The 14381-nt window shown below is 63.9% G+C and carries 11 protein-coding genes; 8 read left to right on the forward strand and 3 right to left on the reverse strand.

Translation table 11 applies throughout. The annotated features are described in order from the left end of the window. Window positions 1–136: 136 nt before the first annotated feature. The gene (clpB, locus tag DAD99_RS10405; protein ID WP_193341479.1) at window positions 137–2791 is read left to right on the forward strand and encodes an ATP-dependent chaperone ClpB; all 2655 of its coding nucleotides are present in this window, start codon (window positions 137–139) and stop codon (window positions 2789–2791) included. Window positions 2792–2856: 65 nt separating this feature from the next. Here the strand turns inward: clpB and DAD99_RS10410 are convergent, their stop codons facing one another. Genes DAD99_RS10410 through DAD99_RS10420 form a run of 3 tightly spaced genes read right to left on the reverse strand, consistent with a single transcriptional unit; the run spans window position 2857 to window position 5595 of the window. After that, window positions 2857–3807: a sugar kinase gene (locus tag DAD99_RS10410; RefSeq protein WP_193341480.1), complete on the reverse strand. Its 951-nt coding sequence runs from the start codon at window positions 3805–3807 to the stop codon at window positions 2857–2859. After that, the gene (locus DAD99_RS10415) at window positions 3804–4463 is read right to left on the reverse strand and encodes a bifunctional 4-hydroxy-2-oxoglutarate aldolase/2-dehydro-3-deoxy-phosphogluconate aldolase (protein ID WP_193341481.1); all 660 of its coding nucleotides are present in this window, start codon (window positions 4461–4463) and stop codon (window positions 3804–3806) included. The genes DAD99_RS10410 and DAD99_RS10415 overlap by 4 nt, the downstream gene beginning before the upstream one ends. Before the next feature lie 34 nt (window positions 4464–4497). Beyond that, a complete protein-coding gene (locus DAD99_RS10420; RefSeq protein ID WP_193341482.1) occupies window positions 4498–5595 on the reverse strand; it encodes a LacI family DNA-binding transcriptional regulator in 1098 nt (365 codons plus the stop codon). Window positions 5596–5899: 304 nt separating this feature from the next. Between DAD99_RS10420 and DAD99_RS10425 the strand changes: the two genes are divergently transcribed. The 7 genes from DAD99_RS10425 to DAD99_RS10455 are packed head-to-tail and all read left to right on the forward strand — an operon-like array spanning window position 5900 to window position 14341. Next, complete coding sequence (locus tag DAD99_RS10425; protein WP_193341483.1) at window positions 5900–7177, forward strand: extracellular solute-binding protein; 1278 nt, start codon at window positions 5900–5902, stop codon at window positions 7175–7177. Between the two features lie 36 nt (window positions 7178–7213). Then, window positions 7214–8170, forward strand: coding sequence for a carbohydrate ABC transporter permease (locus tag DAD99_RS10430; RefSeq protein ID WP_193341484.1), 957 nt, complete (start codon window positions 7214–7216; stop codon window positions 8168–8170). After that, window positions 8170–9105, forward strand: a complete 936-nt coding sequence (locus tag DAD99_RS10435) for a carbohydrate ABC transporter permease (protein WP_193341485.1) — start codon at window positions 8170–8172, stop codon at window positions 9103–9105. The genes DAD99_RS10430 and DAD99_RS10435 overlap by 1 nt, the downstream gene beginning before the upstream one ends. Before the next feature lie 7 nt (window positions 9106–9112). Further along, complete coding sequence (locus DAD99_RS10440; protein ID WP_227007900.1) at window positions 9113–9913, forward strand: SDR family NAD(P)-dependent oxidoreductase; 801 nt, start codon at window positions 9113–9115, stop codon at window positions 9911–9913. Further along, the gene (locus DAD99_RS10445; RefSeq protein WP_193341486.1) at window positions 9910–11733 is read left to right on the forward strand and encodes a heparinase II/III family protein; all 1824 of its coding nucleotides are present in this window, start codon (window positions 9910–9912) and stop codon (window positions 11731–11733) included. The genes DAD99_RS10440 and DAD99_RS10445 overlap by 4 nt, the downstream gene beginning before the upstream one ends. After that, on the forward strand, window positions 11730–13715 hold the full coding sequence (locus tag DAD99_RS10450) for a DUF4962 domain-containing protein (protein ID WP_193341487.1): 1986 nt from the start codon (window positions 11730–11732) through the stop codon (window positions 13713–13715). The genes DAD99_RS10445 and DAD99_RS10450 overlap by 4 nt, the downstream gene beginning before the upstream one ends. After that, window positions 13712–14341, forward strand: a complete 630-nt coding sequence (locus tag DAD99_RS10455) for a DUF624 domain-containing protein (protein WP_193341488.1) — start codon at window positions 13712–13714, stop codon at window positions 14339–14341. Before DAD99_RS10450 ends, DAD99_RS10455 begins: the two co-directional genes overlap by 4 nt. Window positions 14342–14381 lie beyond the last annotated feature (40 nt).

A 14381-nucleotide genomic window follows, 5' to 3' on the forward strand; every position in this document is an offset into this window, starting at 1 on the left:
GATCTCGTGTCGGTGGCGGCCGCCCCTGGACAGGCAGTTCGCCGTCGGCAAACATGGGGCGTAGGGGGCACATCCTCAAAGTTGAGCGTAGTAGACTCAACTTAGCGCACATGCGTAAACCCGGAAGGAGCTCTCTTTGGACGTCAAATTCACCACCAAGAGCCAGGAGGCTCTTTCGGCAGCAGCCATGAACGCCTCCACGGCAGGAAATCCCCAGGTGGAACCCGCCCACCTGCTCAAGGCCCTGATGGATCAGCGGGAGGGCGTCGCCGTCGCGCTTCTCCGTGCCACGGGCGCAGACCCGGATGCAGTCAGTGTGCAGGCGAGCGGCGCCATCAAGGCGCTGCCGGCTACGTCGGGCGGCTCCACGCAGCAGGCCCAGCTGTCCCGGCCCGCGCTGCAGGCCATCCAGAACGCCAAAAACGAGGCCGACCGGCTGGGCGATACGTATGTCTCCACCGAAGTGCTGCTGCTGGGGCTCTCTGCCGGGAGCGACGCCGTCGGGCGGTTAATGCGCGACGCCGGTGCCTCCCATGAAGCGCTGCTCGCCGCCCTGCCGGGTGTCCGCGGCGACCGTAAGGTCACCACCCCGGACCCGGAAAACACGTTCCAGTCGCTGGAACGGTTCGGCACTGACCTCACCGCGATGGCGCGTGCAGGCAAGCTGGACCCGGTGATCGGCCGCGACACCGAGATCCGGCGCATCATCCAGGTGCTGAGCCGCCGCACCAAAAACAACCCCGTGATCATCGGCGAGCCGGGGGTGGGCAAGACCGCCGTCGTAGAAGGGCTCGCCCAGCGGATCGTGGCCGGAGATGTTCCGGAAAGCCTGCGTGGCAAGACGCTGATTGCGCTGGACCTCGCCTCCATGGTGGCCGGGGCGAAATACCGCGGCGAGTTCGAGGAACGCCTCAAGGCCGTGCTGGAGGAGATCAAGAACTCGGACGGCCAGATTGTCACCTTCATTGACGAGATCCACACGGTGGTGGGTGCCGGTGCCACGGGGGAGTCCTCGATGGATGCGGGCAACATGCTTAAGCCCATGCTGGCCCGCGGTGAGCTGCGGCTGATCGGCGCCACCACATTGGATGAGTACCGCGAGAATATCGAGAAGGACCCGGCCCTGGAGCGCAGGTTCCAGCAGGTATACGTGGGCGAGCCCAGTGTGGAGGACACCATCGGGATCCTCCGCGGCCTCAAGGAACGCTACGAGGCGCACCACAAAGTCACCATCGCCGACTCCGCGCTGGTGGCCGCCGCAACCCTGTCCAACCGCTACATTTCCGGCCGCCAGCTGCCGGACAAGGCCATCGACCTGGTGGACGAGGCGGCCTCACGGCTGCGGATGGAGATCGACTCCGCGCCGGAGGAGATCGACCAGCTGCGCCGTGCCGTGGACCGGCTCACCATGGAGGAACTGGCCCTGGCGAACGAGAAGGACGCTGCCTCGGTGGAGCGCCTGGCGGCCCTTCGCGCGGACAAAGCGGACAAAAGCGAAGAACTGGACGCGCTGAATGCCCGCTGGGCAGCAGAGCGCGCCGGGTTGAACCGGGTGGGTGACCTGAAGGCGAAGCTGGACGAGCTGCGCTCGGCCTACGATAAAGCCGCGCGCGAAGGTGATCTTGAGACGGCGTCGCGGATCCTTTACGGCGAGATTCCGGCAGTTGAGCAGGAGCTGAACGCGGCCGCTGCCGAAGAGGCTGTGACGGAAAGGCCTGCCCAGATGGTGGCTGACGAGGTCACAGCGGACGACATTGCCGAGGTCATTTCCGCGTGGACCGGCATTCCTGCCGGGCGCATGCTGCAGGGCGAGAGCCAGAAGCTGCTCCATATGGAGCAGGAGCTGGGTAAGCGCCTGATCGGCCAGTCCAAGGCTGTGGCCGCGGTGTCGGATGCCGTCCGCCGTGCGCGGGCCGGTATCAGCGATCCCAATCGGCCCACGGGTTCGTTCCTGTTCCTGGGGCCCACGGGCGTGGGCAAGACCGAGCTGGCCAAGGCGCTCGCGGATTTCCTGTTCGACGACGAACGCGCCATGGTGCGGATCGACATGTCCGAGTACGGCGAAAAGCACTCTGTGGCGCGGCTGGTGGGCGCCCCTCCCGGGTACGTCGGCTACGAGGAGGGCGGCCAGCTGACCGAGGCCGTCCGCCGTCGGCCGTACTCCGTTGTCCTGCTGGATGAGGTGGAAAAGGCCCACCCGGAGGTCTTTGACATCCTCCTGCAGGTGCTCGACGACGGCCGCCTCACCGATGGCCAGGGCCGTACCGTGGACTTCCGCAACGCCATCCTGGTGCTGACGTCCAACCTTGGCAGCCAGTTCCTGGTGGACCGGTCGCTGGATGCACAGGCCAAGCGCGCCGCGGTCATGACCACGGTCAACGCGTCCTTCAAGCCCGAGTTTCTGAACCGGCTGGACGAGATTGTGCTGTTTGAAGCCCTGACCGTAGAGGAGCTCGCGCAGATCGTGGAACTACAGGTAGCCGAGCTTGGCGGGCGGCTGCGCGAGCGCCGGCTCTCCCTGGAAGTGTCCGACGGCGCCCGGGCCTGGCTGGCCATGTCCGGTTTCGATTCCGCGTACGGGGCCCGGCCGCTGCGCCGGCTCGTCCAGCGCGAGATCGGCGACCGCCTGGCCAAGGCCATCCTGTCCGGGGACATTGCGGACGGTGACACGGTGCTCGTGGACACCGCGGCCGACGTCGACGAACTCACCATCGAAGGGCTGGAGGCGCTCTCAGGGCCCGACGGCGGTGCTCCCGCCGGCTCGGGCCTGGTGGTGCGGCGGAAGGAATAGGGCTCTTCCTGGAGGGCAGACATGAATGTGCCCTCCAGGGCCCCTCTCCCGGGTCTGCCGGTGGATTACCTGCTGACGGGATCCGTTGCGGTGAGTGCGGCCAGTTCCCGGCGGCGGGGAAGGCCCTCCCAGTCACCGGCTGCCATGCAGGCGTAGGCCCCAACCCGTACGGCCGTATCCAGGCAGGCGGCTACTGATTCGCCCGCGAGGTATTCCGCGAGATAACCGGCGACGAAGGCATCGCCGGCGCCGACGGTATCGCGAACCGTCACGGGAACGGCCTTCTGGGCGGTGATCGTGCCTTCGACCAGCGCCAGGGCACCGTCCGCTCCGAGTTTGATGACGGCCTGTCCGGCGCCGAGATCGACCAGCCGCTGTGCCAACTGTTCCGGCGACGCGGCGGGTCCAACGGCGATGGCGGCTTCGTCGTCGCCGGCAAACACGATATCCACAAGCGGGACAACCTGCCGGTAGAACTCTGCTGCGGCATCTCTGGCCCACAGGCCTTGGCGGTAGTTGAGATCGAATGAAACCGGCACTCTTGCCGAACGGGCGATCCGGATTGCCTCCAGGGTCAGGAGCCGTGCCGACTCTGAGAGGGCCGGTGTGATCCCGGTCAGGTGCAGCAGCGTGGCTCCGCTGATGAGCCTTGGGTCCAGGTCAGCGATTGCCAGGCGTGAGCCGGCATTCCCGGAGCGGTAGTACCAGACGCGCGTTTCAGCCGCGGAGCGCCGCTCTTTGAGCATGAGCGCGGTGGGGGCTTCCGGGTCCCTAATGCCGACGACGTTGATACCTTCTGCACGGAGCTCACGTTCGACGAGGTCTCCGGCGGAATCTTCACCGATTTTGCCGATCCAGGTCACGTCCGTACCGAGCCGTCGGAGTCCGATCGCAACGTTGCTTTCGGCGCCGCCGATGCCCAGGGTCATGTGTTTGCTGTGCTGGAGAGGTTCCTCGATGGTGCTGGACACCAGCACCATCGTTTCGCCAATCGTTACTACTCCCGTGCCGGTCATGCGGCGTTCACCGCGTCAATGGCAGCCTGCGCGCGTGCCGCCAGTCCGTCCAGGGAGCCGCCTCGCAGGGCATCGCCGAGGAGCGGGCCGCCGAGGCTGACCGCGATTGCACCACTGCGCAGCCAGGGTCCGATGTCCTCCATCCGAATTCCGCCCGAAGGGAGGAACCTCAGGCCGGGGAACGGCCCCAGCAAGTGGGCGCCGTAGGCCGCGCCTACGGTTTCAGCGGGAAAAATCTTGACGGCGGTCGCGCCGGCGGACCACGCGGTGTGAACTTCGGTAGGGGTCAGGGCACCCGGGAAGATGGGGCGGCCTGCCCCGACGGCAGTGGCAATAACGTCGGGGTTGGTGAACGGGGTGACGAGGTACGAGGCTCCTGCGTTGAGGGCCTGCTCCGCTTCCTCGACGCATGTGACGGTTCCGACGCCGATTTCGGTGTCGCTGCCGGAACGGCGCAGCAGCTCAGGGAGCATCTCGAGAGTGCCCGGCGTCGTCAGCGTGAGCTCGATGGACTTGATGCCGGACTCAACGAGGACGTCAATGACCCGCTGGTAGGCGCCGGCGTCGGCGGCGCGAAGGACCGCAACGATTTTGCTGCTGGTCAGCACGTGGGACGGCGGGACTCGGTCCTGGGATGTAGCAAGAGAGAGGTCCATGGATTTCCTTAGTTTGTGATGGCGTGACAAGTAGTCACTTCGGGCTCGCCGCGGGTACTGCCAGTGCCGGGACGTGGCCGCGGGCCGGCGGGGATGCTGTTGATGCTCGAACCATCAACTGGGGCTGCAGCAGTACCGATCTTCCTGGCTCGCCTGGATCGCCGCTGTCGTGCGAGACTGCCTCTGCGATGGCAAGCTTGGCCATCCTTGCCAGCGGCTGGCGCACAGTGGTGAGCGGTGGATCGTAGAGGTCGGCCAGCACGATGTCATCGAAACCGACAACGGAAACGTCTTTGCCGACCGTCAACCCCAGATCCCGGAGGCCCCGGCAGAAGCCCAGCGCAGTCATGTCATTGATGGCGACTACCCCGGTGGGCGGTTCAACGTCTCCGGAAAAGAGCGAGTGGGCTGCGCGGCGTCCGACGTCCGCTGCGAATACGTCCCCGAACGGGACGTCCTCGCTGCCCGACCACACGGGCATGTCCTTGACATCCAGCCCGGCGGCCTCCAGGGCACTGACAAAGCCGCGGTAACGGCCTGCCCTGTTGACCGATCCCAATGACCCGGCTACAAAGGACAAGCGTCGATGACCCAACTCGATGAGATGGGTTGCCGCCATATAACCGCCCACGACGTTGTCGATGCTGATGCTAACGACCGACTCGGGATCGTTGGGCTGGGCGGGACGGTCAAAGGTGACGAGCTGCAATCCTTGTTTCACCAGATCTGCCAGATGATCCAATGACGGCAGCGACGTGCACAAAACGATTCCCCGGACCCCGTTGTCCCAGAGTTCCTGAACGTATTCCCGCTCCCGTTCGGCCACTCGTTCGCTGTTGCACAGCAGCACGCTGCACCCGACGGCGAGGGCGGCCACTTCCAGCTCATGCGCGAAGGCGCCCCAGAATGGGTTGCCGACGGACGGCACAATCAGGCCGATCGTCTGTGTCCGGCCGGTCCGCAGCTGCCTGGCGGCACGGTTGGGTCGATAGCCAAGCCTGGCTATGGTTTTTTCGATCCGCTCGCGCGTTGCCGGAACCATGCGGTCCAGGCGGCCGTTCAGATAATTCGACACGGTGCTCGGCGAAACCTCAGCTTCCCGTGCAACCTGCTGGATAGTCACGCGACCCATCCGAACCCTCCCGTGTTGTTAGCCCTTCAGACCCGGGCGCTTGATTGGTTTACTGTATCGATTTATCAGAAAAAAGTCACGCAGTGATGCCTGTGCGCCGTGCGGGGCCACGCATCGCTGACGATGCCGCAAAATATTTCCTTGACATGTGACTTTGATCATCGGTAATCTCAGTGCATCGTTACACCAGATTTCTTCGGTTTGCCCGTCGATAGGCGAACAAAATAACGACGGCGTGCTCATCAGGCTTGGAGGCAGCGTCGCGTCCACCCCCTCAGCCCCCTCGAACGGACAGGAAATGAAGATGCATTTCAATAAGACCAAGATTGCAGCCATGACGGCCGCCATCGCACTCACGATGGGCACCGCGGCCTGCTCCTCCGGCAGCACGCAGGCATCCCAAGACCAAGCGGGTGTCAGTGGCGAAGTCAAACTTCTCACGCCAATCTTCGAAGGCACTCCGGGACAGAAACTACTCGAAGACGAGCTGCTCCCCGAGTTCTACAAGAAGTACCCAAACGTCAAAGTCAACGTCGATTACACGACCTACGGCAAGCTGAATGAAAAGCTCACCACGTCAATCGTCTCGGGCGGAGTGCCTGACGTGATGCTCATGGGGGTCGGGTGGATCGAAAACTTCGCCGCCCAGGGGATCTTGGCGGATCTCGGCAAGACCGGCCTGACCCGCGAGAAGCTGCTCGAGTCGTACCCGGAAAATATTGTCGACGCCGGCATGTGGAAAGACGGCGTCTACGCAGTGCCCATCATGCTGGACACCCGCTTCGGTGTGGCCCGCATGGACCTGTTGAAGAAGGCCGGCTACTCCGCCCCGCCGAAGACATGGGACGAACTCGTTACGATGTCCAAGGCCCTGACGGTGCGGGACGGCAGCGGCAATCTCCAGCAGGCCGGCTTCGACCTGCTCTCCCTCGACCCGCGGCAGGCCTTCGAGACCATGCTGTTTTCGGCGGGAGGAAACCTCTTCAATGCCGATGCAACCAAGCCGGAGTTCAACTCTCAGGCAGGAGTTGATGCGCTTCAGCTCATGACCGATCTGATCAACACCCACAAGGTTGAAGACCTCGGGTTCTCCTCCCCGGGTGCCGCGGTAAATCCGCTCCTCAACGGCCGGGCTGCCATGGGCATCGCCCACAACAACCTGTTCACCCAGGCACAGGAATCCGCGCCTGAGATTCTCGACCAGCTCCAGCCCTTCGCAATCACCGGCTCAGAGCCAGGCATGTTTTTCGGCGGCACTCTAGGAACAGTGTCGGCTAAGACCAAGAATCCGAAGGCGGCCCAAGCCCTCCTCGAATTCCTGACCAGCTCCGGACCTGCCCTCGCCGCGAACCAGCAGCGTGGGAACGTTCCGGCACTGACCGGCCTGCTGGACTCGGACTACGTCAAGTCAAACAAGTTTGTGCAGTTTGCGCTGGAGAATCTTGCCATCGCCAAACGCGAAGGCGGGCCGGCCAACTGGATCAAGATCCGTGGAGATTTCAGTTCGACTGTCCAGTCCGCAGTTCTTCAGCAAGTGACGCCGCAGAAGGCCCTGGATGATCTTGCGGCGGCCTTTAAGTAATCCGGCGGCAGCAGCGACTCGACAAATGAGGCCATCATGAAAACCATTGATCAAAGCTCAGCGGCGGAAGACCTCGATCTTCGCCGGCGCGACACACCGGTCCGGAAGCCCAAGCGGACTGGAGGCTCCAAACAGCAGCGAAAACTCCGGCGCACGGGCTGGCTGATGATCACTCCGGCCCTGATTCACATCGGGCTGTGGAGCGCGATACCGGTTCTGGCAACGTTTGCGCTCAGCCTGACCGACTACGACATATTTAGTGCGCCCCGGTGGATTGGAATCGACAACTATGTCGCCATCGCCCAGGATCCGGTCTTTATCCAGGCGACCTGGAACACCATGGTTTACACCTTTTGGACCGTGCCTGTTTCGATGGGGATCGCTCTGGTGGTTGCCGTGGCGCTCAACCAGGGGCTCCGACTCCAAAAGTGGTACCGCACCGCGTTCTTCCTTCCACATGTGACGGCAACGGTCGCCATTGCCATGGTGTGGCTGCTGATTTTCAACCCCCAGCAGGGCCTGCTCAACGGAATACTCTCAATATTCGGTGTCCCGGGACAGGCATGGCTGGCTAACCCGGATCTGGCACTGGGATCGGTCATCGCTGTGGGCGCGTGGCACGGAATCGGCATCAAGATGCTGATCTACATCGCCGCACTTCAAAACATCGACGAAAGCCTCTACGAGGCGGCGTCCGTCGACGGTGCGTCGCCGGCCCGCAAGTTCTTCGCCATCACCCTCCCGATGCTCAAGCCGGCAACGTTCTTTGTGCTCGTCATCTCGATCATCGGGGCGTTCCAGGTGTTCGACCAGATCTACGTCCTCACCGACGGCGGCCCGGCTAACTCAACCACCATGATGACCTACGAAATCTACCGTTCGGCGTTCCAGAAATTCCAGATGGGCATGGCCTCGGCGCAATCCGTCGTCCTGTTCGCCTTCCTCCTGGTCATGACCCTGATCAGCCGCCGGGCAACGCGAGGAGATGACTGATGAGCACTTCACAAATCAAGGCCGGGGCCGGAACTGGGCGTCCGGAAGCACCTCGTCAAGGGCCCCGGAAATCCGCCGTCGAGCGCCGGAACAAGATTGTCCTGAGCGTCCTGATGGCCGTTTCCTCAATCGCGATGATCATTCCGTTCGCCTGGATGCTCTTCACCTCCGTGAAGTCCTCCGCCGAGCTGGCATTGTTCCCGGCCACGTTCTGGCCCCAGGAATGGCACTGGGAGAACTACGCAGCAGCCCTGGACGCGGCACCGTTCGACCTGTATTTCCGCAACAGCGTGATCATCTCCGTCGGTCATACCGCCATCACACTGCTCTTCGGCGCCATGGCCGGCTATGCCTTCGCCCGGATCAAATTCCGCGGCGCTGAAATCGTCTTCCTCGCCTTTGTGGCGATGCTGATGATCCCGACCTACACCAAGATCGTCCCGCAGTTCCTGCTGGTGAAATTCATGCCGCTGTTCGGCGGCAACGACATCTTCGGGCAGGGCGGAACCGGGTGGCTGGACAGCTGGTGGGCACTGATCATTCCCGGCGGCCTCAGCACCGCAGCGATCTTCCTGTTCCGCCAGTTCTACCTGTCCCTGCCCAAAGAACTTGAGGAGGCAGCCCGGATCGACGGACTGAGCGAGTTCCGCATCTTCGCCCAGATCTACACGCCGCTGATCAAGCCCGGGATCGCGACCGTCGGACTGTTGACTTTCCAGGAAACCTGGAACAACTTCCTGTGGCCCCTGCTCGTCACCTCGAGCAACGAGCTCCGCGTCATCCAGGTAGGCCTTGCGGTCTTCCAGCAGCTGGACAACACGTCATGGAACTACCTGATGGCAGGCACCATGATGGCCACCGTCCCGATGGTCCTGATGTTCGTGTTCGCCCAGAAGTACTTCGTCCAAGGCTTCACCAATGCCGGAATCAAATAAGGAAATCATGTCCCAGACAACGGAATCAGGAAAACACAACCCCATGCAGACAGATCTCGCCGGCCGCCGCGCACTCGTCACCGGAGCAGGACAGGGAATCGGTGCAGCCATCGCACTGGGACTGGCCCAGGCCGGAGCCGACGTCGCCGTCCACTACGCCAACAGCGCCGACGGCGCCCGCGAAGTTGTTGACCAGATCAAGGCCATGGGACGGGAAGCGACCGCCATCCAGGGCGATCTGACCGATTCGGCCCAGGTTGATCGCGTGGTTGCGGACGCCGTAGAGCAACTCGGCGGCCTCGACATCGTGGTCAACAACGCCGGCCACCTAGTGGGACGGTCCACGATCGCGGACATGTCCGATGAGCACTGGGAGAAGGTCTTCGCAGTGAACGTCTCGACGGCGTTCTTCATCAACCGCGCCGCAGTCCCGCACTTGAGCAAGTCCAAAGCCGGACGCATTGTCATGATGGCGTCCCTGGCGGCAGAAAACGGCGGCGGCGCCGGCTCCGCAGCGTACGCGGCTGCCAAGGCGGCCATCGTCGGACTGTCCCGCGGCCTGGCTAAAGAACTCGCACCGCAGGGAATCACCGTGAACGCCTTGGCGCCCGGATTCATCGGCGACACCCCGTTCCACGATGCTTTTACACCGGCCAGCGCGCAGGCAGGGATCGTCTCGAACATCCCCATGGGCCGGGCCGGAACCGTCGAGGACGTCGCAGGGGTCACCGTCTTCCTGGGCTCCGATCTGTCATCGTATGTCACGGGACAGGTCATCGACATTAATGGAGGACTGAACTTCCGATGAGCATTGTCCCCTTGCAACGCGGCGGCTGGTGGCACGACTACGTCTGTCCGACGCACGGAACCGAGCTGGAGTCCGAACGTGACGGCGTCTATCCCTGCCCGCACGGGTGCGAGCTGCACGGGGAGCCCTATGCCGCGGCCTGGCTCGTCTACCGGCACCAGGCTCTTGCACGTGAGGCCCATTTCCTGGCCCGCGGTGCCACGAACGGGATGGAGGATCGCCGGGACCAGTCCCATCAGATCCTGAATGAATACGCTTCCTTCTATGCGGAGGTCTCCGGGAGCGGGTGGAACGAGGGCAGTGAGGGGTGGATGCTCAAGGGCAAACTTTTCTCCCAGGCGCTGACCGAAGCCCAATGGGCGGTACAGATCGCTCATGCGGTCCTCTCGCTGAACGGCCCAGGAAGGGGCGCCGGCGTCGAACGGCCCGTCGTCGAAATGCTTAAGGGACTGCTGGAGACGATCGTCGCCGCCCGCGGAATCTTGGTTGATGACCGCAGCGATGAGCGCAGCAACTACACCGCGTGGCTCAATGCGGCTGGGCTACTGCTGACCCAGGCGCTGCGAAGCTGCGGCGAAACTGTCGAAACGCAGCAATGGGTGAAGTGGAGCTACCAGCACGTCAGGATCGCCGTCGGCGACGACGGCTGGGAATGGGAGGGGTCCACTTATTACCATGTTTTTGTCCTGCGGGCCTATCTGCTCGGCCTGCGTGGCACAGTGCCGGCGGAGATTCCCGCCGACGTCGTGCAAATCCTGGCAGCCATGGTGCGGGTGCTCGCCGAAATCGCCGCACCGGATGGCCGGCTGCCGATCTTGCATGACGGACCCTACGACCGGGCCCCGATGCACCGCGAGGTCCTGGAAATTGTCGTGCTGGCGGGGCAGCTGTTCAAGGAAACCGGGCTCGCCGCCGTCGGCGGCTGGGCCAGGAACAGGCTGGGCGTCCGGGAGTCCGAGCCGGAGGACCTGCTGACCGGCTGGTTCACCGGGGATCCGGTTGCGGGTGCCACGGCAACGCGCGGCTCGGTCTACTACCCGAACGTGGGGTACGCCGTTCTGCGGGACGACGACGACCGGTTCCAGGCCGTGATCGACGCCGGGCCCCACGGGGGTTCCCACGGGCACTTCGACAAACTCGCCCTATATCTCTACGGGCAGGAACCGTGGCAGCCCGCGCCGGGCGTGCCGCCCTACGCCAGCCCGCTGCGGCACGGCCACTACGCCCGGACTCTGGCCCATCCCACAGTCCGGGTCGACGGCCAGGACCAGAAGGAGGGCACCGGAAGCGTTGACCATTGGGACGAGGCAGGTAATCACCTCATCGCCAGCGCGGACGAGGTTATTCCCGGAATCGCGCTCAAGCGTGAGCTCATGATCCGCGGCGGGCTGCTCATCGACGTCATGCGCGTATCGGCCACCGACGGCGTGGACCATGATATTGCGCTGGCGCTGCGACCGTCGACGGGGTTTGCGCTGCAGACCTCCGACGGCGTGACCATGTCGACCTGGACCGGGTCCACCGGCGCACCGACCGGCTCCGAGGGGACGGGGGCAGTGCTGACCGGATTCCACCGTGCATCAGTGCCGGCGGCAATGGTGCTGAAACCGGGGCGCGGCCCCTCCGACGACCCGTCGGTCATCCTTCCCGTCTCGGACTGGGAAGCGAAGGCACAAGACGTGACATTTGTGTCCGTCTACTCCTTTGACCCCGCTAACCGCCCTGCCGGCGTCGATATCCGGTTTACCGGTGATGATGCTGTATCTATCCACATTCGTTCCTCTTCGGAGGACGTTACAACCGTAGAGGTGCCCTCATGACCCGCCCGCTCCTGCTTGCCGGACACGAAGAACGCTTGCGCGATGAGAGCACGGGTGTGCGCAGCCCCCAGTTCCGCCGCCTCCTTGAGGAATGCGAACGCTACCCCGGTGTGTCCTTGCCCGCCGAGCACCCGCTTGCGTCGATCACGTACTTCGGACCCGGGGCCGCCAACCTGGCGCTGGCCTACCGGATGACCGGACAGGAACATTACCTGACCGAACTGCGCCGCTGGCTGGCGCCGCCGCTGTCCTTCCCGCACTGGGGCAAGGCCAACATGCCCGATCACGACCTCGACGCCGGCTGGTTGCTCCACGGTCTTTCCCTCGCCTACTCATGGGCCGGCGAGGCCCTGCCGCAGGACGAGCGCATCGCCCTGCGGGACAAGCTCCTGCTCCAGGGCAGGCGGCTCTACGAGTTCGCCATCGAAAGCGAAGGCGGCTGGTGGTCGTCATCGTATTGGCAGAACCACAACTGGATTTGCTACGCGGGCCTGGCCACTGCCGGCTACGTCCTGCGTGAAGAATTCCCCGAAGCTACGGCATGGACGGAGCGGGCGAAGGACAACTTCGAGACTGTGCTGTCCATGCTCCCCGAAGACGGCTCCAACAACGAGGGCGTCGTGTACTGGCGCTACGGGGTCCCGTGGCTCGTGAGCTACCTCGATGTCCTTAAGGAGGCCGAAGGAATCGACTGGTTCGCGACCAATGACTACCTGCGGGAGACCTTCTGGTACCGGCTCTACCAGGCCGCGCCGGACATGGAACGCATTGTGGACCACGGCGACTGCCACGACCGGCGCAGCGGCCACCCGGTGGCGATGTACTACAAGCTCGCAGCCGAATACAGGATTCCGCAGGCTCAGTGGCTTGCCCGCAAGGTGGCGACGGAGTTCTTCTGGCGCGAAGCGTATGAAAGCGATGTACGTCCGGGGGTGCGCGCCGAGGCGTACCAGGAATTCCTGTGGTTCGACCCCTCCGCTCCGTCCGAAGGACCGGAAGAGTTGCCCACCAGCCGGTATTTCGAGGACCTTGGCCTCGTCGTCGGACGGACGTCCTGGGACGAGGACGCCACGATGGTCTCGTTCAAATCCTCACCGGGCGGCGGCCACAAGGCCTGGGAAACGCATCACCGGATCAAGCAGGAAAAGAACTGGATCACCCTGAACGCCGGGCACCACCACCCGGACGCCGGATCGTTTGTGCTGATCGGGCACAACGCGTACCTTGCACTGGATGAAGGGTATTCGTCCAGGAAAAAGACCGAACACCACAACTCGATTCTCGTGGACGGCCACGGATTCGTGAACGAGGACCGCTACCACGTGTTCGAGAACCTGGGCCACGAGTTCAGTGCCAGGATCACGACGGCGACCCTCGGCGGCGGCTGGGTGCATGCGGTGAGTGATACAACGCCCATGTATGACCGGTCACTGGGCCTGAAGAAGGTGCAACGCCACCTGGTGATGTCACCCCGCGGAGTTGTGGTGGTCGTCGACGATCTGGAAGCAGACGCGCCCAGGTCCTGGACCATGCTGCTCCAGACCCAGAACCCGGCCCGTGAAACCACCCCCTCAACCTGGGTGGCGGAGGCTGGACGGGGCAACTTGAAGATCACCGCCCTCGACGACGTCGCCACGTCTGAAGTGATCCGGACAGCCATCCACGCCAACCCGACGTCCTCGACGCCGCACCTGGCCATCGAAAAGGTCCAGTACACGCTGAAGCGCACAGCGGAGAGCACCCCGTCCGCACGCTTCGTGACGGTGCTGGAACCGACTGCATGGAACGACGACGACGTGGCCGAAGTTGAGGCGGAGACCGCCGGCCGGGTCATCACGGTCAAGGTCATGCTGCGCGGAACGGTGGAAGAAATTACCATCGACCTCGACGGTGGGAGCCCCGACTGCGCTGACCCGGACCTGGCGGGATCCGGGTTCGCCGGACGCTCCTTCGACAGCTCGTTGGCGGGTCAGCCCTCGTGACCAATCCTCCTCGGCAGCGCTGGGAGCACAAAGTGCTCGGCTTCCTGTCCTACCCGGCAAATATTGCGCTGGGTGGGGTGGCGGCATTTGTCCTGGCGTTGCCGCTGGTTACCTTGATACCGGCGTCCATTGCGCTGGCGAGGGCCTTCGCGACTTGGCGTGAGACAGGAAACGACGCGGTCTTCACCAACACCTTCCGGGAGTTCGGTGCAACGTGGCGGCGAAGCCTGGTGATAGGGCTGGTATCCCTCGTGGTGATAGTCATCTTGGTGGCGGACATCGTTTTCCTGGTTACCCAGCTGACCGTCGGCGGCGCACCCCAACCGGTCATTCTGGTCGGCGCGGCCGTGATCCCCATCGGCGCGGTGGTCAGCCTGGTGCTGTTGTCCATCCCCGTGGCTGCCGCGCAGCACCGGGATGCGACGGCGCGCCAATGGATCGGCGCGGCCGTCGGCCTCGTGGTGGCAAAACCACTGGCGTCTTTGGGGATGCTGGTTGTGTTGTTGACCGTTCTCCTCGCCTGTATCGCGCTGCCGACCCTGGTGCCTTTTGCCGGCATGTCCGTCCCGATCTATGCGGCAGTCGTCTTGTGGGGTACCCCGGCCGGCGACTCAAGTCCGCGGTGACCGCGCCTGCCGGAGGCCCCCGGGGAACGTCCAAAGCCTT

Source organism: Pseudarthrobacter sp. AB1 (assembly GCF_014926485.1).
Lineage (GTDB): Bacteria > Actinomycetota > Actinomycetes > Actinomycetales > Micrococcaceae > Arthrobacter.

Coding starts and splice junctions, on each gene's coding strand:
- DAD99_RS10410 (WP_193341480.1), bottom strand. CDS start 3,807: ATGACCGGCACGGGAGTAGTAACGATTGGCGAAACGATGGTGCTGGTG.
- DAD99_RS10415 (WP_193341481.1), bottom strand. CDS start 4,463: ATGGACCTCTCTCTTGCTACATCCCAGGACCGAGTCCCGCCGTCCCAC.
- DAD99_RS10420 (WP_193341482.1), bottom strand. CDS start 5,595: ATGGGTCGCGTGACTATCCAGCAGGTTGCACGGGAAGCTGAGGTTTCG.
- DAD99_RS10425 (WP_193341483.1), top strand. CDS start 5,900: ATGCATTTCAATAAGACCAAGATTGCAGCCATGACGGCCGCCATCGCA.
- DAD99_RS10430 (WP_193341484.1), top strand. CDS start 7,214: ATGAAAACCATTGATCAAAGCTCAGCGGCGGAAGACCTCGATCTTCGC.
- DAD99_RS10435 (WP_193341485.1), top strand. CDS start 8,170: ATGAGCACTTCACAAATCAAGGCCGGGGCCGGAACTGGGCGTCCGGAA.
- DAD99_RS10440 (WP_227007900.1), top strand. CDS start 9,113: ATGTCCCAGACAACGGAATCAGGAAAACACAACCCCATGCAGACAGAT.
- DAD99_RS10445 (WP_193341486.1), top strand. CDS start 9,910: ATGAGCATTGTCCCCTTGCAACGCGGCGGCTGGTGGCACGACTACGTC.
- DAD99_RS10450 (WP_193341487.1), top strand. CDS start 11,730: ATGACCCGCCCGCTCCTGCTTGCCGGACACGAAGAACGCTTGCGCGAT.